The sequence below is a fragment of the Streptomyces sp. NPDC015171 genome, assembly GCF_043079545.1.
In the GTDB taxonomy this organism is placed as follows: Bacteria; Actinomycetota; Actinomycetes; order Streptomycetales; family Streptomycetaceae; genus Streptomyces.
Genome location: NZ_JBIBUO010000003.1, coordinates 819,812 through 840,362, shown reverse-complemented (window position 1 = coordinate 840,362; position 20,551 = coordinate 819,812). Strand labels below are relative to the sequence as shown.

Annotated in this window: 22 protein-coding genes, 1 tRNA gene and 1 pseudogene; 12 read left to right on the top strand and 12 right to left on the bottom strand. The window is 71.5% G+C overall.

The annotated features are described in order from the left end of the window. Positions 1 to 92: 92 nt before the first annotated feature. Both ACF073_RS11965 and ACF073_RS11960 read left to right on the top strand, forming a co-directional pair. A complete protein-coding gene (locus ACF073_RS11965; RefSeq protein WP_392068822.1) occupies positions 93 to 413 on the top strand; it encodes a hypothetical protein in 321 nt (106 codons plus the stop codon). Between the two features lie 3 nt (positions 414 to 416). Beyond that, positions 417 to 848, top strand: a complete 432-nt coding sequence (locus ACF073_RS11960; RefSeq protein ID WP_392068820.1) for a response regulator — start codon at positions 417 to 419, stop codon at positions 846 to 848. Positions 849 to 955: 107 nt separating this feature from the next. On the opposite strand, the gene ACF073_RS11955 is transcribed toward ACF073_RS11960, so the two are convergent. The 3 genes from ACF073_RS11955 to ACF073_RS11945 all read right to left on the bottom strand — a co-directional run bounded on the left by ACF073_RS11955 (position 956) and on the right by ACF073_RS11945 (position 3,596). Then, positions 956 to 1,798, bottom strand: coding sequence for an RNA polymerase sigma factor SigF (locus ACF073_RS11955; protein WP_392068945.1), 843 nt, complete (start codon positions 1,796 to 1,798; stop codon positions 956 to 958). Between the two features lie 289 nt (positions 1,799 to 2,087). Next, a complete protein-coding gene (locus ACF073_RS11950) occupies positions 2,088 to 2,555 on the bottom strand; it encodes a MarR family transcriptional regulator (RefSeq protein ID WP_392068819.1) in 468 nt (155 codons plus the stop codon). Between the two features lie 246 nt (positions 2,556 to 2,801). Further along, a complete protein-coding gene (locus tag ACF073_RS11945) occupies positions 2,802 to 3,596 on the bottom strand; it encodes an SDR family NAD(P)-dependent oxidoreductase (RefSeq protein WP_392068817.1) in 795 nt (264 codons plus the stop codon). Positions 3,597 to 3,885: 289 nt separating this feature from the next. Here ACF073_RS11945 and ACF073_RS11940 point away from each other — a divergent pair, with 289 nt between their 5' ends. The 3 genes from ACF073_RS11940 to ACF073_RS11930 all read left to right on the top strand — a co-directional run bounded on the left by ACF073_RS11940 (position 3,886) and on the right by ACF073_RS11930 (position 7,279). Beyond that, complete coding sequence (locus ACF073_RS11940; protein WP_392068815.1) at positions 3,886 to 4,986, top strand: NADH:flavin oxidoreductase/NADH oxidase; 1,101 nt, start codon at positions 3,886 to 3,888, stop codon at positions 4,984 to 4,986. A 94-nt stretch (positions 4,987 to 5,080) separates the two neighbouring features. Then, complete coding sequence (locus ACF073_RS11935) at positions 5,081 to 5,983, top strand: DMT family transporter (RefSeq protein ID WP_392068813.1); 903 nt, start codon at positions 5,081 to 5,083, stop codon at positions 5,981 to 5,983. Positions 5,984 to 6,268: 285 nt separating this feature from the next. Continuing rightward, on the top strand, positions 6,269 to 7,279 hold the full coding sequence (locus ACF073_RS11930; RefSeq protein ID WP_392068810.1) for an aldo/keto reductase: 1,011 nt from the start codon (positions 6,269 to 6,271) through the stop codon (positions 7,277 to 7,279). 150 nt (positions 7,280 to 7,429) lie between these two features. Here the strand turns inward: ACF073_RS11930 and ACF073_RS11925 are convergent. Both ACF073_RS11925 and ACF073_RS11920 read right to left on the bottom strand, forming a co-directional pair. Then, positions 7,430 to 7,503 (bottom strand) — tRNA-Met (locus tag ACF073_RS11925). A 161-nt stretch (positions 7,504 to 7,664) separates the two neighbouring features. Beyond that, complete coding sequence (locus tag ACF073_RS11920; RefSeq protein WP_392068808.1) at positions 7,665 to 8,303, bottom strand: TetR/AcrR family transcriptional regulator; 639 nt, start codon at positions 8,301 to 8,303, stop codon at positions 7,665 to 7,667. Positions 8,304 to 8,371: 68 nt separating this feature from the next. On the opposite strand from ACF073_RS11920, the gene ACF073_RS11915 reads away from it, so the two are divergent. Both ACF073_RS11915 and ACF073_RS11910 read left to right on the top strand, forming a co-directional pair. Beyond that, positions 8,372 to 9,976, top strand: coding sequence for an FAD-binding oxidoreductase (locus ACF073_RS11915; RefSeq protein WP_392068806.1), 1,605 nt, complete (start codon positions 8,372 to 8,374; stop codon positions 9,974 to 9,976). Between the two features lie 319 nt (positions 9,977 to 10,295). Further along, the gene (locus tag ACF073_RS11910) at positions 10,296 to 10,736 is read left to right on the top strand and encodes a VOC family protein (RefSeq protein ID WP_392068804.1); all 441 of its coding nucleotides are present in this window, start codon (positions 10,296 to 10,298) and stop codon (positions 10,734 to 10,736) included. A gap of 219 nt (positions 10,737 to 10,955) precedes the next feature. Here the strand turns inward: ACF073_RS11910 and ACF073_RS11905 are convergent, their stop codons facing one another. Beyond that, positions 10,956 to 11,228: a hypothetical protein gene (locus ACF073_RS11905; protein ID WP_392068803.1), complete on the bottom strand. Its 273-nt coding sequence runs from the start codon at positions 11,226 to 11,228 to the stop codon at positions 10,956 to 10,958. Positions 11,229 to 11,285: 57 nt separating this feature from the next. Next, the gene (locus tag ACF073_RS11900) at positions 11,286 to 12,197 is read right to left on the bottom strand and encodes an MBL fold metallo-hydrolase (protein WP_392068801.1); all 912 of its coding nucleotides are present in this window, start codon (positions 12,195 to 12,197) and stop codon (positions 11,286 to 11,288) included. A 167-nt stretch (positions 12,198 to 12,364) separates the two neighbouring features. Between ACF073_RS11900 and ACF073_RS11895 the strand changes: the two are divergent. The 3 genes and pseudogenes from ACF073_RS11895 to ACF073_RS11885 form a co-directional block, all read left to right on the top strand. Further along, positions 12,365 to 12,562, top strand: a pseudogene (locus ACF073_RS11895) (hypothetical protein); the annotation flags it as partial. Between the two features lie 106 nt (positions 12,563 to 12,668). Beyond that, positions 12,669 to 14,096 carry an amidase gene (locus tag ACF073_RS11890; RefSeq protein ID WP_392068800.1) on the top strand — a complete coding sequence of 476 codons (1,428 nt, stop codon included), beginning with the start codon at positions 12,669 to 12,671 and terminating at the stop codon, positions 14,094 to 14,096. 9 nt (positions 14,097 to 14,105) lie between these two features. Next, positions 14,106 to 14,696 carry a TetR/AcrR family transcriptional regulator gene (locus ACF073_RS11885; protein ID WP_392068799.1) on the top strand — a complete coding sequence of 197 codons (591 nt, stop codon included), beginning with the start codon at positions 14,106 to 14,108 and terminating at the stop codon, positions 14,694 to 14,696. An 89-nt stretch (positions 14,697 to 14,785) separates the two neighbouring features. Here ACF073_RS11885 and ACF073_RS11880 read toward each other — a convergent pair whose 3' ends face one another. Beyond that, a complete protein-coding gene (locus tag ACF073_RS11880) occupies positions 14,786 to 15,133 on the bottom strand; it encodes a DUF190 domain-containing protein (RefSeq protein WP_392068797.1) in 348 nt (115 codons plus the stop codon). Between the two features lie 100 nt (positions 15,134 to 15,233). After that, the gene (gcvH, locus tag ACF073_RS11875; protein ID WP_392068796.1) at positions 15,234 to 15,617 is read right to left on the bottom strand and encodes a glycine cleavage system protein GcvH; all 384 of its coding nucleotides are present in this window, start codon (positions 15,615 to 15,617) and stop codon (positions 15,234 to 15,236) included. Positions 15,618 to 15,876: 259 nt separating this feature from the next. Here gcvH and ACF073_RS11870 point away from each other — a divergent pair, with 259 nt between their 5' ends. Continuing rightward, complete coding sequence (locus ACF073_RS11870; RefSeq protein WP_392068794.1) at positions 15,877 to 16,314, top strand: cupin domain-containing protein; 438 nt, start codon at positions 15,877 to 15,879, stop codon at positions 16,312 to 16,314. Between the two features lie 37 nt (positions 16,315 to 16,351). Here the strand turns inward: ACF073_RS11870 and ACF073_RS11865 are convergent, their stop codons facing one another. Next, the gene (locus tag ACF073_RS11865) at positions 16,352 to 17,512 is read right to left on the bottom strand and encodes an NAD-dependent formate dehydrogenase (protein WP_392068792.1); all 1,161 of its coding nucleotides are present in this window, start codon (positions 17,510 to 17,512) and stop codon (positions 16,352 to 16,354) included. 93 nt (positions 17,513 to 17,605) lie between these two features. Then, the gene (locus ACF073_RS11860) at positions 17,606 to 18,541 is read right to left on the bottom strand and encodes a LysR substrate-binding domain-containing protein (RefSeq protein WP_392068790.1); all 936 of its coding nucleotides are present in this window, start codon (positions 18,539 to 18,541) and stop codon (positions 17,606 to 17,608) included. Between the two features lie 40 nt (positions 18,542 to 18,581). Here ACF073_RS11860 and ACF073_RS11855 point away from each other — a divergent pair, with 40 nt between their 5' ends. Beyond that, on the top strand, positions 18,582 to 18,980 hold the full coding sequence (locus tag ACF073_RS11855; RefSeq protein WP_392068789.1) for a molybdopterin-binding protein: 399 nt from the start codon (positions 18,582 to 18,584) through the stop codon (positions 18,978 to 18,980). Here the strand turns inward: ACF073_RS11855 and ACF073_RS11850 are convergent. Beyond that, positions 18,928 to 20,490, bottom strand: coding sequence for a PucR family transcriptional regulator (locus ACF073_RS11850; RefSeq protein ID WP_392068787.1), 1,563 nt, complete (start codon positions 20,488 to 20,490; stop codon positions 18,928 to 18,930). The two genes, ACF073_RS11855 and ACF073_RS11850, sit on opposite strands and share 53 nt — an antisense overlap. Between the last annotated feature and the right edge of the window lie 61 nt (positions 20,491 to 20,551).

The following is a 20,551-nucleotide window of genomic DNA, read 5'->3' as shown; positions in this document are numbered from 1 at the left end:
ACGTATGTTGTCCCGTGCTGGATCAACGCCGTAGGGTGGTGCCCATGCCTGGCTCACCCTCCGCTCCCCGCCCAACGAGTGAGGACACGGCCGTGCTGGTGACTCGTTTGGTCGAGGAACTCGCCCGGCGGCTCAGCCAGGAGAGCGCCCGCTCACCGGCGGAATCCGTCGACACGGCCGGCGAATCCCGCAGGCATGCTCTGCTGCGCCTGTTCGTCCTCGCGAACGTCAAGCAGGCCGTCCGGCATCTGGAGGACCAGGCCGCCCTCACCGCCGCCGCGAGCGGAGCCGGCTACCCCGAGATCGGCCAGGCCGTCAGCATGAGCCGCCAGGGAGCGCGGCGCCGCTGGCCGGGGCTGGTCACCAACCGCGCACACCATCCCTCTCATCGCCCTACACCCCGGAGCACGTGAATCATGGCTGCCGCCGCAATCCGCCCCTACGACGTGCTGCTGGTCGAGGACGACCTCGCGGACGCGATGCTCATTCAGGACGCTCTCTCCGATCGCGGTACCCGGAATCTCACCCGGGTCTCCGACGGTATGGAAGCCCTTGACTACCTGCGCGACCAGGGGAACGAGCGCCCCGACCTCATCGTGCTCGACCTCAACATGCCGCGCATGAACGGGCGCGAGTTCCTCGCCGTGGTCAAGGAGGACGCCGAACTGCGGACCATCCCGATTGTCGTGCTGACGACGTCCGCCGCCCCCGACGACGTCACCGGCGCGTACCACCATCACGCCAATGCCTACGTCACCAAGCCCGTCAACCTCGAAGAGTTCGAGGCGGCGGTCCGGAGCATCGACGCCTTCTACCTCGACATCGCCGTCAAGCCTCCCAAGCAGTAGACACAGGCGCGACGCCGGGGCCCTCGCTTCCGTAGCGAGGGCCCCGGCGTCGTTTGCGGAGTGACGGCGGCCGAGGGCTCTCCCCCGCCCGATCCCCGCTCCGACTCTCAGGAGGTGCTGAGCATGCCTTCGCGCAGGCGGCCCAGGAGACGGGAGATCAGCCGGGAGACGTGCATCTGGGAGACGCCCAGGCGTTCGCCGATCTGGGCCTGGGTGAGTTCCTCGACGAACCGCCAGTGGATGATCTTGCGGTCGCGCTCGTCGAGTTCGACGATCATCGGGGCGAGGGCCTGGAAGTCCTCGACCAGGCCGAGGGCCGCGTCCTCGTCGCCGATGAAGTCGGCCAGCGCGGACTCACCGTCCTCGCTGCCGTTGATCGCCGCGTCCAGGGAAGAGGACTTGTAGCCGTTGGAGGCCAGCTGGGCCTCGACGACCTCGTTCTCGTCGAGGCTCATCAGCTCGGCCAGTTCCTTGGTGGTCGGCGTCCGCCCCAGGCGGGTGCGCAGTTCCTCGTTCGCGTGGGCGAGTTGGACGCGCGCTTCCTGGAGCCGGCGCGGGACGTGCACGGCCCAGGAGGTGTCGCGGAAGAACCGCTTGATCTCACCGACGATGTACGGCACGGCGAAGGAGGTGAACTCGACCTCGCGGGACAGCTCGAACCGGTCGATCGCCTTGATGAGTCCGATCATGCCGACCTGGACGATGTCCTCCATCTCCTCCGGTCCCCGGCTGCGGAACCGGCCGGCCGCGTAGCGGACCAAGGACATGTTCATCTCGATCAGCGTGTTGCGCGCGTCCTGGTACTCGGGCGTGCCCTCCTCCAGCACGGACAGCCGCCCGAAGAACAGCTTCGACAGCTCCCGTGCGTCCTTCGGCGCCACCTTCGAAGGATCGGCGATCTCCGGAACGTCCACCATCTGCCCAGTGGTCTGCACGGCCGTCGCCATCATGCGCCCCTCCCAGTCGATCACCATCGTCGTCGCCGGTCCGTCGTCCGGCATGGACGCGTCTACCCCGGCCGACGCCGAGCATGCCGCTGACTTTCGTCTTTTCCTGGCTCGGTTCCCGTGACACCCCGTGAGGGGGTGCGACGACCTGGATCGATCCGCCGGGTTCGCCCAGGAGTTCACGTTGCCGGACGACTCCACGGGGAACGTGCCCGCGCCTTCTCATGCGGGTCCGGGACGGTCAGGTCGTCTCCCGGGATCCGCGCCGGCGGCGGCTACGGCGTCAGCGCCGTCAGGCGACCGGTCCGCCCGCGTTGCGGATCAGTCGCTGGAGCACCTTCACCGTGGTGACGTAGTCCGCGTCGTCGATGCCCTCGTGGAGGGCGGCGCGGATCGCGGGAGCGTTTCGCGCGAGGTCGACGCGGGCTTGCTCACCCTCCTCGGTGAGCCACAGCCGGTGCTCGGCGTCCCGGGTCAGCCAGCCGCGTTCCAGGAGCACCTCGGCCTCCGCCGCCAGATCGTCCTCGGGCCGGATGTAGGAGGCCATGGCCTCCCGGAGCTCGGGCAGGGTCATCCCCGCGCCGTCGGGGGAGATGTCGTTCGCCGACAGGTTGCGCAGCAGCCAGAACTGGGGCTGGGTGTAGCCCTTTTCGGCCTGCTGGGCCCGGGTGTACGCGATGAGTGCCTCGTAGGCGACACCGGTCCAGTACGCGGCGGGCTGTCCGGCGAGTTCGGCGTCGGAGATCTGCGGGGTCGTCATGGGAGGTCCTTTCCTGGCACTTCGGTGCGGGCCCTGCGTGCTGTGCAGGTCATGCCGGGAACGTACGACCTCAAGTGCGGTTGAGGGCAAGCAGGTGATCTTCCGGGCTTCCTCTCGCTGACGACTCCTCCTCCCGTGGATCCCGCACCGATCTGCGCGGACGGCGGGTCCCGCACCTCGTCCTGGAGAAGTGCGATCGGGCCGGGCCACCGGCTTCGCGGCGGCCCGGCGGGCGGGCGCCTGCGCTCACACCGTCTTGACCTGGCCGCCGTCGATGGTGAACTCGGCCCCCGTGATGTTCCCGGCGAGCGGAGAGGCGAGGAAAAGGGCCAGGTCGGCGACTTCGCGGGCTTCGGTGACCCGTCCGGTGGAGATGCCCATGCTCCGCGGCACGACGACATCCATGGCTTCCTGCGCGGTGGTGCCCGCCTGGGCCGCCGCGGCCTCGGCGAAGCCACCCGGTGCGGTCCAGAAGGGGGTGCGGACCGGTCCCGGGGCGATCGCGTTGACCCGGACACCTCGCGGTGCGAACTCCTCGGAGAGCGACTTGGTCAGGCTGGCCAGCCCGGCCTTGGCCGCGGAGTAGTCCACGACGGAGGGGAAGGGCAGGCGCGCGTTGATGGAGCTGATGTTGATGATGGCTCCCCCGTCCGCGTCCAGCAGGCGGGGAAGCGCCGCACGGCTGGCCCGGATCGCGCTGAACAGCGTCAGGTCGAAGATCCGTCGCCACTCCGCGTCGTCGATGTCCAAGAAGGAGGGACGGGGTGTCGCGGCGCCGAGATTGTTGACCAGGATGTCGACCCTGCCGTACTGGTCCACAGCGCGCCCGACGAGCGCGCCCGGGCCGTCCACGGTGGACAGGTCGACCGAGACCGCGGTGACGCCGTACTTGTCGCGAAGCGCCTCCAGCTCGGGGGTGACGCTCCTGCTGCCGGCGACGACGTGTACGCCTTCACGGGCGAAGGCATCGGCGACGGCGAGGCCGATGCCCTTGCTCGCCCCGGTGACGACGGCGACGCGGCCCTTGAGCTGTAGGTCCATGGCGGTCCTGTCCTGAGTCGGCCCCCGCCTGTCCACGGTAGACGGATCCGGCGCCGCCGATCCGGCGGACACCGGGCCCCGACCGCCGAACGGGCGACCGCCGCCGTGCCCCCGCGTCGACGCCGGACGGCTGCCCCCCGGTGTCCAGAGCCCTACCTCGACACCTGCGCGGATAGTGGGCGGAAATAAACTACCCGCGTCTGCAATTACATAGGACGTACGGTACGCACAGGCCGCCCGAAGCGGCCCGCGCGTCCGCCGCTCCCCCACAGCCCCGAGGAGACACGCGTTGAACCCGCTGTTCACCCCCCTCGACCTCAGGTCACTGACGATCCCCAACCGCGTCTGGATGGCGGCGATGTGCCAGTACAGCGCCGAGCCGGACGGCAAGGGGGTCGGTGCACCCACAGACTGGCACTTCGCCCACCTGGCGGCTCGTGCGGCCGGCGGCACCGGACTGATCATCACCGAGGCCACCGCCGTCAGCCCCGAGGGCCGGATCAGCCCCTACGACCTCGGAATCTGGAACGACGACCAGGTCGCAGCGTTCCGGCGCATCACCGCCTTCCTGAAGTCCCAGGGCACCGTCCCCGGCATCCAGCTGGCGCACGCCGGGCGCAAGGCGTCGACCGAGCGCACTTGGGTCGACCGCGGGCGGCAGATCGCCCCGGACGAGCCGTTCGGCTGGACACCGGTCGGCCCCAGCGCGGTGGCCTTCGGCGAGACGTCTACGGTTCCCGAGGAACTGACCACGGCCGGTATCCGGGAGATCGTCCAGCAGTTCGCCGACGCCGCCGTACGCGCGCTCGCGGCCGGCTTCCAGGTCGCCGAGATCCACGGCGCCCACGGCTACCTGATCCACCAGTTCCTCTCCCCGCAGAGCAACCACCGCACCGACGAGTACGGCGGGTCCTTCGAGGGCCGGATCCGCTTCGCCCTGGAGGTCGTCGACGCGGTGCGCGCCGTATGGCCCGAGGACCTGCCGGTGTTCTTCCGCGTCTCCGCCACCGACTGGCTCTCGGAGAACCCCGAGGACGCCCGTGACGGCTGGACCGCCGACGACACCGTCCGCCTCGCCAAGGAGCTGATGGCACACGGCGTCGACCTGCTGGATGTCTCCACCGGCGGCATCGTGCCGGACGCGACGATCACCAGCGGCCCGGGTTACCAGGTCCCCTTCGCCGACCGCGTCCGCAACGAAACGGGGATGCCCGTCGCCGCCGTAGGCATGATCACCGAGCCCGCGCAGGCCGAGGATGTCATCGCCTCCGGCCGTGCCGATGCCGTCCTGTTGGCCCGGGAGCTGCTGCGCGACCCCTACTGGGCCCGCCACGCCGCCCACCAGCTCGGCGGCACCGTCAGCGCACCCATCCAGTACCACCGGGCCTGACGCCCCGGCGCGGGCCGCGGCGCCGGCCCGCCCGGCTCGTATCCCCCGCCGCGGCCGGGAATCCCGAAGCGATGCGATCGACATGATTCTCGCGATGGCATTCGCCGTGCTTGCCGCCGGCAGCAACGCATGGGGCACGGTCCGGCGGCGACGTGCCGCCACGACCACACCCGAATCACCTTCCCCTCTCGCCCTCCTCGGGGCCCTGCTGCGCAATCCCCTCTGGCTCGGCGGAATTCTCGGAGTCGTCGGCTCGGCGCTCTTCCAGGCACTCGCACTCGATTTCGGCAGCATGGCCGCCGTCCAGCCGGTCTTCATCCTGGAACTGCCCCTATCGCTCGTCTTCGGCAGCATGGTGTTCCGGGTCCAGGTGTCCCGTAAGGCGTGGTGGTGTGTCCTGCCATTCTTCGTGGGGCTCGCGGTCAGCCTCTTCTCGGCCGCGCCCTCCGGCGGACGCGCCCAGGTCCCCGGCGTGTGGCGGATTCCGACGATCGCCGTCATCGGCGCGATCGAGGCCGGGCTCGTCCTCGTCGGGCTGCGCCGCCCGCACGGTCCGGCCCGCGCGGCATGCCTGGACGCAGCGGCGGCCTTCGGCAACGCCCTCACGGCGGCCCTCGTGAAATCCGCGATGGACATCCTGTCCCGGGACGCAGCCGCCGCGTTCTTCCTCGCGCGGCAGACCTACGGATTCGCGCTCGCCGGCTCGTCCTCCGTCGTCGTGCTGGGCTACGCCATGCGAGGAGGCCCCCTCATCGCCTCCCAGCCGGCGCTCACCCTGGGGGATGCCGTGGTCAGCTTCTGCCTCGGGGTGACCCTCTACGCCGAGTCGCCACGCCACGGCGTGTGGCTCGTGCCGGCCCTCCTCGGGGTCGTCCTGCTCTCGTACGGCGTCTTCACGCTCTCCCGGACCCGGTGCCTGGCGAAGTGCGTCGACCAGGACGAGGACGAGGAGAGCGAGACCTACGAGACGCGGCGTCGAACGGCAACGGTCATGTAGGCGACAGCCTCACGCGCTTCCTTCCGCCGCTGACGATCCGGAAATGACTGAAGCTGTTCCAGGTGCATAATCGAAATGCCGGCGTCGGCGCAAGGGGACGGACGGAAGCCCGCGAGACCGGGGAAGCGGATGGCCGCTCATGTGCGCGAAGGCATGTGCGGCAGCCGGCATGGCCGTCGGCGCACCCCTGAGCACCCTGGCCGCGGCCCGCATGAACCGTCGCCCGCTGCTGCTCGGGTTTTCGGGCCTGCCCGTCGTCGGAAGTTCGCCTGGAAGGGAACCATCATGAGCCTGGACAGGATCCTTCCCGACCGCATCGGCTTCGGCACGGCCCCCCTGGGCAACATGTTCCGCGCCGTCCCCGACGAGGAAGCGTCCGCGACCCTCAAGGCGGCCTGGGACCAGGGCATCCGCTTCTATGACTCCGCTCCCCTGTACGGCGCCGGTCTCGCCGAGATACGCCTCGGCGAGCTGCTGTCCGACAAGCCGCGGGACCGGTTCGTACTGGCCACCAAGGTGGGCCGGGTCGTTCTCGACGAGGTCGACACCGGCAGCCGCGCGCTGGGCGAGAAGGGGGGCCTGTTCTCTGCGGGGCGGCCGAACACCATCGTCCATGAGTGGACCGCCGACGCGACCGAGCGCTCACTCGAAGGCAGCCTGGAACGCCTCGGCGTGGACAGGCTGGACATCGTCTGGGTGCACGACGTGGCCCAGGACTTCCACGGCGACGAGTGGCTCGGCAAGTTGGAGGAGGCCAGGACCGGGGCGTTCCGCGTGCTGACCAGGCTGCGGGACGAGGGCGTCATCAAGGCGTGGGGGCTGGGGGTGAACCGTACCGAGCCCATCGAGCTGACCCTGGCACTCGACGAACCGCGGCCCGACGGCTTCCTTCTGGCCGGGCGGTACACCCTCCTCGACCACCGGCACGCCTTGGAGCGGCTGCTGCCCATGGCCGAGGAACGGGGAGTCAGCATGGTGGTGGGCGGTCCTTACAGCTCCGGAGTCCTGGCCGGCGGAACCCACTTCGAGTACGCGGACGCGCCTCCGGAGATCATCGAACGGGTGCGGCGCATCCGGGAGATCGCCGACCACAACGGAGTGTCCATGAAGGCCGCCGCGCTGCAGTTCAGCCTCGCGCACCCGGTGAGCGAGGCCGTCATCCCCGGGGCGACGAAGCCCAGCCGTATCGCCGAGGATCTGGCGGCGCTCCACGAGCAGGTCCCGGCCCGGTTCTGGCGCGGGCTGCGCGAGGCCCGGCTGGTCAGCCCGGAGGCACCCCTGCCGGGAGGCATCTGACCCGCCCGGCTCCTCGGGCCCGCGCGCGGCGAGTTGGGGGGGGGGACCTGGCCGCGCTGCCGTGGGCGCCCGGCTGCTCATGAGCTCGTTCCTGGCGGCGGTCTGCACCTCATGCAGAAGGGGCCCGCATATGCGGGCCCCTTCTTCTTGTAGCGGGGACAGGATTTGAACCTGCGACCTCTGGGTTATGAGCCCAGCGAGCTACCGAGCTGCTCCACCCCGCGTCGGCAGTGCCACACTAGCATCGATCCACACCAAGGCCGGACACCAGGGGGTACGGCCGCCGTGGCGGGCGCCGGCGCGGCTCCGCCAGGAGACAGGCCGCCGGCGCGGCACCCGTGGCGTGACGCGCGGGACGTTCCCTCGCGCGGGCCGTCGCCCGGGCCTATACGCCGTCGTCGCCGACGGCTCCGAGGGAACGGGCGGCGGCGAAGATCCGTGCGCAGCGCGCCGTCATGGCTTCGGGTGACTGGTCGGGGTGGTTGATCCACCAGCGGACCAGGGCGGTGCACAGGCCGCGCCAGGCGAATTTGAGGGCGTCGGCGTCGAGCGGGTCACTGGATCCGGCCGTATGCAGGAGGTCGGCGGTGCCGATCGCGGCGAGGTCGTCGATGGCGTCGCGGTAATGGGCCGCCCGGTGGGCGGCGTCGCTGCCGGCCGGCAGCGTGGCGTCGTAGAGGACGAACCATGCCTCGCGCTGCCCGTCCAGGGCGGTGAACAGTGCGTCCAGTACGCGCAGGGAGGTGGGCGGCGCACCGGTGCCGGGTCCGGCCATCGCGGCGCGGACGGCGTCCAGCAGCCGGCTGCCGACCGGGTCGAGGCAGGCGAGGTAGAGGTCTTGCTTGCTGCCGAAGTACTGGTGCAGCAGCGGCTTGGTGACGCCCACGCGCGCGGCGATGGCGGCCATGGTCGTGGCCTCGTAGCCATGGCGGCCGAACTCCTCGGTTGCCGTGGTCAGAACCTGTCGTTCGCGCACGGCCCTCGGCACGCCCTTGGTGCCGGCCTTGGAGGGAAGCATTGTCATGACCTAGATCTTACCCTAGGGTAATTTACCATTGGGTAAGTTACTTGGATCCCGCTGGGAGCACACTCATGCCTGCCACCGCGACCGTCCCCGGCACCTCCCGCGCCCGCTCCTGGTGGGGCTGGGGCTACGCCGACGCACACCCCGACGACGCCGAATGCGCCGCGATGGGCGCCCTGTTGCCCGGCACCCTGGGCCGCCCGCTGCCGGTACCCCGGGTTGCCGACCTGCGCGTGGGCCGCTCCCGCGTGACGCCTCCGGGCGCGCTGGCACACCTGGTCACCGCCGATCCCGAGGCGCGCGCCGCGCATGCCATGGGCAAGGCCTACCGCGACGTCATCCGGGCCCTGCGCGGCCGGCCGGGCCGCATCCCGGACCTGGTCGCCCGGCCGACCGACGATCACGAGGTGGCCGATCTGCTGGACTGGGCCGGCGAGCACGGCGTGGCCGTCATCCCGTTCGGCGGCGGCTCCTCGGTGGTCGGCGGTGTGGAGTACCGCGGCGACGCCCACCACGCCGTGCTGTCGCTCGACTTGACGTCGATGAACCGGGTCCTCGAGATCGACTCCGCCAGCCGCTCGGCCCTCATCCAGGCAGGGGCCCTCGGTCCTTTGCTGGAAGAGCAGTTGCGGCCGCACGGCCTCACCCTGCGCCACTTCCCGCAGAGTTTCGAGTTCTCCACCCTCGGCGGCTGGCTGGCCACCCGGGCGGGCGGCCACTACGCCACCGTTCACACCCGCATCGACGACTTCGTGCAGTCGCTGCGCGTGGTCACGCCCGCCGGAACCGGCACGTCCTGGCGGCTTCCCGCGTCCGGCGCCGGACCGTCGCCCGACCGGATGTTCCTCGGCAGCGAAGGCACCCTGGGCGTCATCACCGAGGCATGGATGCGCTTGCAGGAACGCCCTCGGTACAAGGCCTCGGCTTCCGTGTCCTTCACCGACTTCCACCGCGCCCTTGACGCGGTGCGGGCGATCGCCCAGTCCGATCTCGCCCCGGCCAACTGCCGTCTGCTCGACCCCGGCGAAGCGCTTCTGTCGGGCGCCTCGCACGACGGTTCCAGCGTCCTGGTCCTGGGCTTCGAATCCGCCGCCACCCGCGTCGACGGCCGCCTCGCGGCCGCCCTGGACCTGGCCCGGGCCCACGGTGGCCGCGGCGAGGCTCCGGCGGCGGACCGTGACACCCCGGCCGACGCCGCCGTGACCGCCTGGCGCTCGGCGTTCCTGCGCATGCCCTATCTGCGCGACGGCCTGGCCCGCATGGGTGCCGTGGTCGAGACCTTCGAGACCGCCGCCACCTGGGAGAGGATTCCCGCCCTCATCGACACCGTCCGCACCGAAGTCGGCGCCGCCGCCCTGAAAGCCACGGGACACCAGGCGACCATCACCTGTCGCCTGACCCACGTCTACCCCGACGGCGCCGCCCCCTACTTCACCGTCGCCGTCGCGGGCCGCCCCGGCGACGAGGTCGAGATCTGGGACGACATCAAGGCCGCCGCGAGCGACGCACTGCGCCGGCACCACGCATCCATCACCCACCACCATGCCGTCGGCCGCGACCACCGCCCCGGCTACGACCTCCAGCGCCCGGAACCCTTCGCACTCGCCCTTCGCGCCGCCAAGGACGCGCTGGACCCCCGCCACATCCTCAATCCGGGCGCCCTGCTCGACTGAGGCCGGCCGAGCGGCGTCGCGTACAGGGGTGTCCGTCACCGGCTGGTATCCGTCAGCACGTCATGTGCGAACGGGACGGTGTCCGAGGGGAGGTCCGCCGGCCGCGGGACGGGGAGACCGTCAGCCGTCGTCCGAGGGGTACGGACGACTCCGCTTCGGGTGGCGGCGCCTGGCTCGCGGGTCTGCTGTAGTGGCGCCGAGGCGCGATCCACATTTTTCGGAGTCCGGCGGTCCGCGGATGTCGAGAACGTGCCACCGTCTCCGTCCCAGGGACATCAGCGGCCGCCACCGGCCGCACGAGGAATAAGGAGAAACCAGCATGGCGATTCAGCGGATGGACAACGTCGGCATCGTCGTCGACGACTTGGATGCCGCCATCGCGTTCTTCGTGGAACTCGGTATGGAGCTGGAGGGCAGGGCGGAGGTCGAAGGACTCGTCGCCGACCAGTGCACCGGACTCGACGGCGTCCACTGCGACATCGCGATGCTGCGGACCCCGGACGGTCACAGCCGGCTCGAACTGGCGAAGTACCGCAGCCCGGCGGCGATCAGCGCCGGACCGCGCAACCGGCCGCACAACATCCTGGGCACGCACCGCGTCATGTTCGCCGTCGACGACATCGAGGACACCGTCGCCCGTCTGCGCCCTCACGGCGCCGAACTCGTCGGCGGGATGGCCCGGTTCGAGGACAGCTATCTGCTCTGCTACCTGCGCGGCCCTGAGGGCATCATCGTCGGACTGGCCGAGCAACTGCGCTGAGCGGGAGCAACCGCACCTTCCGGCCGAACGAGGTCATCGAGGTTCCGAACCGTCCGACCGGCCAAAGGCAGGTGCCCGCGCGGTGACCCTGACCTGGTGTGTCTTCAACGCCGGCAACAACTGGTACTGGGCGGTCGACCACATCCGCGCCGACGTGGCCCCGCCGCCGCGGTACTGAGGCGCGGGGCACCGGCCGCGGCGGGCGGAACCGGCGGCACGTCATGGGGTGTCGCCGGTCCAGTCGAAGCGGCCCGGGTCGCCAGGGCGCGGGGTGTACACCGCCCGGCCCCCGGCGCCGAACCGGCCCAGTTCGGTCGGGAGCGCGGCACCGGTGTCGATCTCCCCCGCCGTCCAGCCGGTGACGTCGAGCAGCAGCCCGTCCAGCGGCCCGCCGACCAGCTCGACGTAGCGCCGGCCGGGCTCCGGGCCCGGGTGGTCGTGGTCCGCGCCGTAGACCCGGCCGCGCAGCAACTCCTCGTCATCGCGATCCATGCGTCCAGCCTCGCAGGCGCCACTGACAACGTGGTCCGGCCCCGGACCGTCGCCTGGTCAGTGGGCGGCGGGCACGGGTGAGAGGCGGTAGGCGTCCCCCTGGCCGATCACACGCCCGGCGGTGGGCGGCGGGAAGTGGGTGCCCAGCACGAGGGTGTCCGTGCCGGCGAGCGAGCCCAGCAGTGCGCGGCGCGAGGCCTCGGACCGCTCGGGGTCGATGTCGACGCAGGAGCCGATCGCGGGATCGGCGAACTGGACGGGGTGATGGATGCAGTCGCCGGTGATCACCGCTGTCTCGCCGCCGCTGCCCAGTCGCACGGCGACATGGCCGGGGGTGTGCCCCGGGGTGGGGATCAGCCGCACGCCGGGGGCGACGTCGGTCCCGTCGGCCGGGACGTCGACGAGGTCGAGCAGACCCGCTTCCTCGACGGGGACCACCGAGTCGAGGAACATCTGCCGGCGCGGCTCGTCCATGGCGTAGCCGCTCCAGAACTCGTGCTCGACGCGCGAGGTGACGTAGCGGGCGTTGGGGAAGGTGGGGACCCAGTCGCCGTCGCTCCGCCGGGTGTTCCAGCCCACGTGGTCGGTGTGCAGATGGGTGAGGAGGACCAGGTCGACGGCTTCGGGGGGGTAGCCGGCGGCGGTGAGGCGCTCCAGGTAGTCGGTGCTCAGGTCGTGCCAGGCCGGGTTGGCCCGCGTCTTGCCGTTGCCGATTCCCGTGTCGACCAGGACGCGCAGCCCGTCGGCGGTGAACGCGAAGCTGTGGCTGTCGAGGCGCAGGACGCCTTCGCGGTCGGCGAAGTCCGGGCGCAGCCAGTCCTGCCCGGCGACCACGGCCGGGGTGGCGGCCGGCAGCAGCCAGGGCCCGGTCGCGGGCGGCAGGGGCACCTCGTCTATGCGGTGCACGGTGACGTCGCCGACGGTCCAGGAGGGAAGGGCGGCGGCCTCGCCGGCGGGTGATGTGGTCATGATCCGTAGACTCCCACTAACGCAATCGGTTTGCTTTAGTGCACCTTAGGGCCTACAGTGCGTTAACGCAAAGCATTAGCGTTTAACGACTCGGCGCTCTCCCTTCCACCCTGACGCAGAAGAAGCCCGGTGGAACTGAAGGGGAGCCGATGAGGGAGGAAACACCCATGTCCGCCGACGAACTGACACCGCTGGAGGCGGCCCGCTGGGCCGGGCGGGCCGGACTGCCACTGGAAGACGCCCGGCACGCCGCCGTAGCGGCGACCGCCCGGCACATCCACTCCGTCGTGGCGCTGCTGCGGGAGCTGGACTTCGGCGACACCCCTCCCGCCACCGCCTATCGCGCGGAGGAGGTCCGGCACGACGTGCGCACGGAAGAGGCGGAGCGCCGCGCACACGCGGAACCAGCGGAGCCCGGCGCACGCGGGGAAAAGACGGAGCTCGACGCCGGCGCGAAGGAGGCGGGGCGCGATGTGGCCGTCTGAGCTGTCCCTCGCCGCCGCCGCGGACGCGATCCGGAACCGCGCGCTGTCCCCCGTGGAACTCGTGGACCATGTCCTGGAGCGCATCGAAACGACCGAGCCGCGACTGGGCGCCTACGCGACGGTGGACGCGGAGGGGGCACGCCGGGCGGCGCGGCAGGCCGAGCACGAGATCGCGAACGGCCGTCCGCGCGGCCCGCTGCACGGAATCCCCATGGGCCTCAAGGACCTGATCGACGTCGCCGGCACGGCGACCACGGCCGGCTCCCGGGTCCGGGCGGACCACCGGGCCGCTGCCGACAGCACTGTCGCCGCCCGCCTGGCCTCGGCCGGGGCGATTCTGCTCGGCAAGACCCACACCCACGAGTTCGCCTACGGCCTCACCACCCCGCAGACCCGCAACGCCTGGGACGCCACCCGGATCGCCGGCGGGTCCAGCGGAGGCTCGGCCGTCGCCGTCGCCGCGGGCACCGCGACCTTCGCCCTGGGCACCGACACGGGCGGCTCGATCCGCGTACCGGCCGCGCTCAACGGAGTCGTCGGCCTCAAGCCGACCTACGGCCTCGTCCCCCGCCACGGTGTCACCTCCCTGTCCTGGTCGCTGGACCACGTCGGCCCCCTCACGCGCACCGTCGAGGACGCCGCCCTGGTGCTGTCCGTGCTGGCCGGACACGACCCCCGCGATCCCGCCTCGCTCGACACGCCCGCCGTGGACTACCGCCCGGGCGCGCGGGCGGACGCGCCGGGCCTGCCGGACCTCTCCGGACTCCGTGTCGGCGTACCGGGCACGTACTACTTCGAGCGCGTCGACCCTGACGTGGAGGCCGCCGTCCGGCACGCCATCGGGGAGCTCCAGGCCCTCGGCGCACGCCTGGTCGACGTCGAGATCCCCATGGCCCGCTACATCCAGGCCACCCACTGGGGCCTGATGGTCCCCGAGGCCACCGCCTACCACGAGGGCAGCCTGCGCACGGCCCCCGAGCTGTACCAAGCGGACGTACGCGTCCTGCTGGAGGCCGGCGCCCTCATGTCCGCCGGGGACTACCTGCGCGCCCAGCGCGCCCGTACCCTCATGCGGCGGGCCTGGGCCCACCTGCTCGACGAGGTCGACGTCATCGCCGCGCCCACCGTCCCGACGACCGCGGTCAAGGCCGGGCAACAGAGCGTCACCTGGCCGGACGGCACCACCGAGGCCGTCCCCGACGCCTACGTACGCCTCTCCGCCCCGGCCAACATCACCGGAGTGCCCTCCCTGACCCTGCCCGTCGGCCACGACAGCGCCGGCATGCCCATCGGCATGCAGCTCCTCGGCCGGCCCCTCGGCGAAGCCGGACTCCTGCGGGTCGGCCACGCGTACGAGGCGACCCGCCCCGCCCGCACGCTCGCCTCCCCTCTAGACGCAAGAAAATTGCTTTAAGGTGAAGATATGAGTCGACAGATGGTGCGCCCCGGCGGCCGTAGCGCCCGGGTCCAGGCATCGGTGCACACGGCAGTGCGCGAGCTGGAGTCCGAGCTGGGCCGGGACGCCCTGACGGTCCCCCTGGTCGCCCAGCGGGCCGGAGTCACCCCGTCGACGATCTACCGGCGCTGGAGCGACCTCCAGGCACTGCTGTCGGACGTCGCCGTCGAGCGGCTGCGCCCCGACACGGCACCCGAGGACCACGGGTCCCTCTCCGCCGACCTGATGACCTGGGCCGAGCAGTTCCTCGACGAGATGTCCTCCCCCTCGGGCCGCGCCTATGTGCGCGACGCCCTGCTGGGCGACCCCGACGGCAGCAACGCGGGCCAGTGCTCCGCCTACGCGGCCGAGCAGATCGATCTCGTCCTCGCCCGCGCCACCGACCGCGGGGAGAGCACCCCCGACGTCGAGTCGGTCGTGGACCACGTCGTCGCGCCGCTGATGTACCGGATCCTCTTCCGCCCCGAGGGACTCGACGCGGCGTACGCGCACCGGCTCGTCGAGGAAGCGCTCACCGCGGACACGGGATCGCGCCGGAGAAAGGTCTCCGCCGACTGATCAGAGCCGCAGGCCCGGCCGGCCGCGGACAGGGCCGTGAGCGTGCCCCGGGGACTGCGGAGTCGTTCCGCTTCCGCACCACCCGGGGCTCACGCCTCCTTCTCCCTGCCCGCGTACCGGATGACCTCGCACGCGTCGAGGATCACCAACCCCGACTCGACCAACTCGTCGAGTTGCGGCAGGAAGGCCCGCACCCGGTCCTCGGTGTCCACGACGACGACGGCCACCGGCAGGTCCTCGCTCAGCGACAGCAGCCGCGAGGTGTGGATGAGGGACGAGGCGCCGAACCCCTCCACCCCGCGGAACACGGACGCGCCGGCCAGGCCGGCCTTGTGTGCCCGGTGCACGATCTCGCTGTACAGCGGCTTGTGGTGCCAGCTGTCGCTCTCGCCGATGAAGATCGTCACTCGCAGGGCGCCGCCCGTCAGCCTGGTCACCGCTGCCGCCGTGCCGTCAGGCGGCGCGCGGCCGACGGCGGCGACGGCGACGGCGACGGCGACGCGCCGCAGACCTCGAAGGTCTTCGCGGGGGTACGGCTCACTCGCCGATGGCGGCCTGGTAGCCGGCGGCGTCCATGAGCCGGTCGAGTTCGGCCTTGTCGGACGGCTTGAGCCGGACGATCCACGTGCCGTAGGGGTCTTCGTTGATCAGCTCCGGACTGTCGGACACCTCCTCGTTGACGGCGATCACCTCACCACCCACCGGAGAGTAGTAGTCCGACGCGGCCTTGACCGACTCGACGACACCGGCGGCGTCGCCGGCCTCGAGGACCCTGCCCACCTCCGACAGCTCCACGAAGACGATGTCGCCGAGTGTCTTCTGGGCGTGATCGCTGATCCCCACCGTCACCGTGCCGTCCGGCTCCAGCCGGGCCCACTCATGTGATTCCGCGTACCGCAGCTCAGCCGGGGTGTTCGACATGCGCGCTCCACCGAGGTCGTAGATGAATCAGCTGGCTCATCATGCCCGATGACGGCGGAGGAACATCCGAAGCTGCCCGGTATGTCTGACGTCGTGTCAAGTCGGGGAGTGCCCGCCGGGGGCCGGGGTGCCGCCGCCGACCGGAGGCGGCACCCCGGAGCCGGTGCGAGACTGGACCGTACACGCCGGCGGAGGCCGCCCCAGCGGTTCGGCGGGGGCGGCCTCCGCCGCCTTCGTGACATGGCCCGTGGAGGCATACATGTCGAACGACGAGCCGACGGGCGCAGACCAGGCGCCCCGTTCCCACGCGTGGGAGACGGCGCTGACCCTGTTGCAGACGGCGACACCGCTGACCGTCCCCGAAGGTGCCGAAGCGATGACCGTCATCGTCGCCTTTCCTCCGGGCGACCCCGGCACCCCTCCGCACCGGCACTCCGGTCCCGCGTTCGGTTACATGCTGGAGGGCGAGATGCTCTTCGAGCTCGAAGGCGAGCCGGAGCGCGTCATCAAGGCCGGCGAGACGTTCTGGGAGCCGGGCGGCGACGTCATCCACTATCAGGACGGGAACAACCGGACGGATTCCTGGAGCCGCTTCCTCGTGACGATGATGTGTGCGCCGGGTCAGCCCATGCTGACCCTGGTCGACGACGAGGAACTGGCCCGGCGCAGGAGCCGGCGCGCTCCGCGCCCCGCCTGACCTCCTCGCGAGCCACCGGTGGGCGCCGCCGGTCAGGTCATGTGTGGACCGAGTAGGAGTGCGCGCCGGTTCCGGCCAGGCCGCCGGCGTCGGCGATGAGGTACTCGTCGCGGATCGGACGGCCCGCGAACCAGGACTCCAGGATCTCCCGGGTGCCGGCCGCGTAGCGCGCCTGCGCGGACAGGGACGAGCCCGAGATGTGCGGGGTCATCCCGTGGTGCGGCATGGTGCGCCAGGGGTGGTCGGCGGGGGCCGGCTGGGGGTACCAGACGTCCCCCGCGTACCCGGCCAGCCTGCCGCTGCGCAGGGCGCGGACCACGGCGTCCCGGTCCACGATCTTTGCCCGGGCGGTGTCGATCAGGTAGGCGCCGCGCTTCATCGTCGCCAGCAGTTCCTCGTCGAAGAGGCCCTCGGTCTCCGGGTGCAGCGGTGCGTTGATGGTGACGACGTCGCAGTGCGGGACCATGTCGGCGGTGGTCTCGTGGAACGTGAGCCCCAGTTCCTCCTCGACCTCCCGAGGCAGCCGGTACCGGTCGGTGTAGTGCAGCTTCACGTCGAACGGCGCGAGCCTGCGCAGGACCGCGAGGCCGATGCGCCCGGCGGCGACCGTGCCGACGTGCATTCCCTCGAGATCGTACGAGCGGGCCACGCAGTCGGCGATGTTCCAGCCGCCGTCGAGGACGACCTGGTGCGAGGGCAGGTAGTTGCGCACCAGGGACAGCGTCATCATCACCACGTGCTCGGCGACGCTGATGCTGTTGCAGTACGTCACCTCGGCGACCGTCACCCCGTGCGCGATCGCGGCGTCGAGGTCGACGTGGTCCGAGCCGATGCCCGCGGTGATCGCCAGCTTGAGGTTCTTCGCGGCGGCGATCCGCTCGGCGGTGAGGTACGCCGGCCAGAACGGCTGCGAGATGACGATGTCGGCGTCGGGCAGCTCGCGGTCGAAGACCGACCCGTCGCCGTCCTTGTCGGAGGTGACGACGAGGGTGTGGCCGGCCTTCTCCAGGTAGCCGCGCAGGCCCAGTTCGCCGGAGACGCTGCCGAGGAGGCGGCCGGGGGTGAAGTCGATGGCCTCGGGGGTCGGGGTGGTCTGGCCGCCGGGGTAGTGATCGATCGCGGGGAGGTCGTCGCGGGCGTACTCGGTCGGGTATCCCTCGGCCGGGTCGTCGTACAGAACACAGAGAACCTTGGCCATGTCGCGGCTCCTCAACTGTGTTGTGGAAGATGTGGTTCACGATGCTCGCCGTCATTCTCCCCGGTCAAAGCGATCCTTGCTATGCGGGCATAGTCAGCGGCTATCAGGGTGCAGATACGTCCGCAGCAGTTCGTCCAGCGCGTCCCGCAGTCCCGCTTCGCGTGCCACTGTCAGCAGTGCCTCGGCCAGGACGGACTGCGGCTCGCTGCGGGCGACGACCAGTCCCACCCGGGGGCCGTGCGCGGGTCCCTCCAGCGGCACCACGCGCATCCCGTCCGGCACCCCGAACATGTGCAGCCAGGCATGCGAGATCACGCTGGACCAGCGCCCGCCGGGCAGATGGGCGTAGAGCCCGGCGACGCTGTCCGACTCGATCGCCGGGGCGGCGGTGGCCCCGTCGGCCGCGAAACATCCGTCGATGATCCGGCGGTTGCGCATCCTCGGCGACAGCAGGCACAGCGGGAGGACCGCGGCCTGCGACCACCGGGCGGCGTCGCGGTCGCCGAGCGGGCCGTCGACCGGTGTGAGGAGGACGTAGCGCTCCTCGTACAGCGGGAAGCGGCGCACATGGCGCAGTGCGCCGTCGTCCAGGTAGGTCATGGCCGCGTCCAGTCCGAACTCCGCAAGGCCGCGCCTGATCTCCGCGGACGACAGCGACTCCAGGGTCACCCCCGCTCGCGGGTGACGGTCGCAGAAGGGCGTGGTCAGCAGGGACACCACGGGCACGGCCGTCGGTACGACCGCCAGCCGGAGCGTGCCGGTCAGGCCGCCGCGCAGCGCTGACAGCCGCTGGCGCAGCGCCTCCTGCTCGGCGAGCATCCGGTGGGCCCACTCCAGCACCATCTGCCCCTCGGGTGTCAGCCCCTCGTACCGCCGGCCTCGCCGCACGATCGGGACGTCCAGCTCGTGTTCGAGCCTGCGGATCGCCGCCGACAGCGAGGGTTGCGACACGTAGCAGGCGGCTGCCGCACGGGCGAAGTGGCGTTCCCTGGCGAGTGCGACGAGGTACTCCAGCTGGCGCAGCAGCATGCGCGGCCTCCGGGCGAGAGGGGACGGCTAGGGTTCTGGGGTGCCGACGTACAGCATTGGCCAGGCCGCGCGCCTGTTGAGGGTGAGTCCGGAAACTGTCCGCCGGTGGTCGGACGCGGGCCGGCTGCCGATGGGGCGGGACGGCACGGGGAACCGGGTGATCGACGGCGTGGGTCTCGCGCGGTTCGCGCGGGAGAAGGCGGCCGAGGACGAGCGGTCCGGGGCTCCCGGTCCGCCCACGTCCGTGCGCAACGCGCTCACCGGGATCGTCACGGCCATGACGATGGACGATGTCGTGGCCCGGGTGGAGATCCAGGCCGGTCCGCACCGGGTCGTGTCCCTGGTGACCCGGGAGGCCGTGGACGAGCTCGGTCTTGCGGTCGGGGTCACGGTCGTCGCGCGGGTGAAGTCGACGAGCCTGCATGTCGAACGGCCGTAGCGGCCGGTGCGCCGCTCGTGTCCGTGCGGCACAGCAGGGCCGCCCACAGGTCGAGGCGGTCCCGGAGGCGGGACAGGTCGCGGCCGGTGAAGTGCTCGATGCGCTGGATCCGGTAGTGCACCGTGTTGACGTGCAGGTGCAGCGCCTCGGCGGTGCGGGCCCAGGAGCCGTCGTGGGCGAGGAAGACCTCCAAGGTGTTCAGGAGCGCTGCGGCGGAGGCGCTCTCCGTGTCGAACAGCGGGCCGAGGACACCGCGGCTGTAGGTGACGCGTACCTCGGTGGGTATGCCCGTGAGCAGCGCGTCCACCGTGGTCAGCGTCGTGGCGTCGGTCAGTGTGCCGGACCCCGCCGACCGTGCGGACGTCAGGGCGTACCTGGCCTCGGCCAGGGCGCCGGGCAGTCCGGCCGCATCGGTGGCCGGGGAGGCGAGCCCGCCGTGCAGCAGGGCGTCCGGCTCACAGGCGGCCACCAGTGGCCAGATCCCGGCCAGATCCGCGGCGGCGTCCTCGGGCACCACCGCGAAGGCGGTTCCGTCGGGCAGGTGCCCCACCGCTGAGAACGCCGGGGCCACCTGCGCGACCGCCTCCGTCAGCGCGCCTCGCGCCAGTCCGTCGTGCCGTGCGCCGGTGTCGGCCACGACCACGCGGTACGGCCCTTCCGCCGGCAGGCCGCAGGCACGCACCGCGGGGACCGGGTCACCGGCCTCGGGAGCGGTCAGCAGCCTGCCGAGTTCCGCCGCCGTCCGGTGTCCGTCGGCCCGCCGGCGGGCCGACGCCTCCTGGCAGCGGCCCAGGACGGCGGTGATCTCCTGCATCAGCCGCGGGGGGACGGCGACCCCGTCCGGCAGATGGAGGTACCAGCGTTCGTACGGGGTGGCCGGGTCGGCCTCCACCGGTACCGCCGCGCCGCTGTGGCTCCGGGTGAGGACGGCGGCCTCACGCGCCGGAAGCGGTGCGGCGCCCGGTGTCGCGGCGACGGTCCGCCCCGACGGCGTCAGGACGTAGGCCGGGCCCGCGTCGAGGTGCGCCAGGACGGTGGCCAGGACCAGGGCCGGGTCGGCGTCCTGCGCGACCAGCCGGTCCAGCCGTACCCGCACATGCTCGGGCAGCGCGTGGTGGCGGCTCAGACCGCCCCACTGCCTCAGGTACACGGCGTCCGTGATGGCGCGGAACATCACATGGGCAGGTACGCCCGCGACCGGCACTCCATGGCGTACGCACGCCTCGACCAGGTCTGCGGGGACCGAGCCGTGCGTCTCCTCGCCGGCGAGGAGGGCGACGGCGCCCGCGTCCCTGAGCCCGGACACGAAGCGTTCGGCCTTGTCCCTGCCCCCGGCCGCGCTCCACCAGACGAGTCCGCTGAGCACGACCTCGTCCGGCCGGACGAAGCGGGCCGGGTCCTCCAGGTCGGTGACGGTGACTCCGCTGATCTCGCGCTTCAGCAGTGCGTTCTCGGCCCAGAGCAGGCGCAGGCCGAGAGATTCGTCCTGAAGGAGATGTTCGACGTGCATGCGTTCCGGCTCCTCATACGACTGCCGGGTGGCAGTGCCCGACACCCGGCATCTCACATTC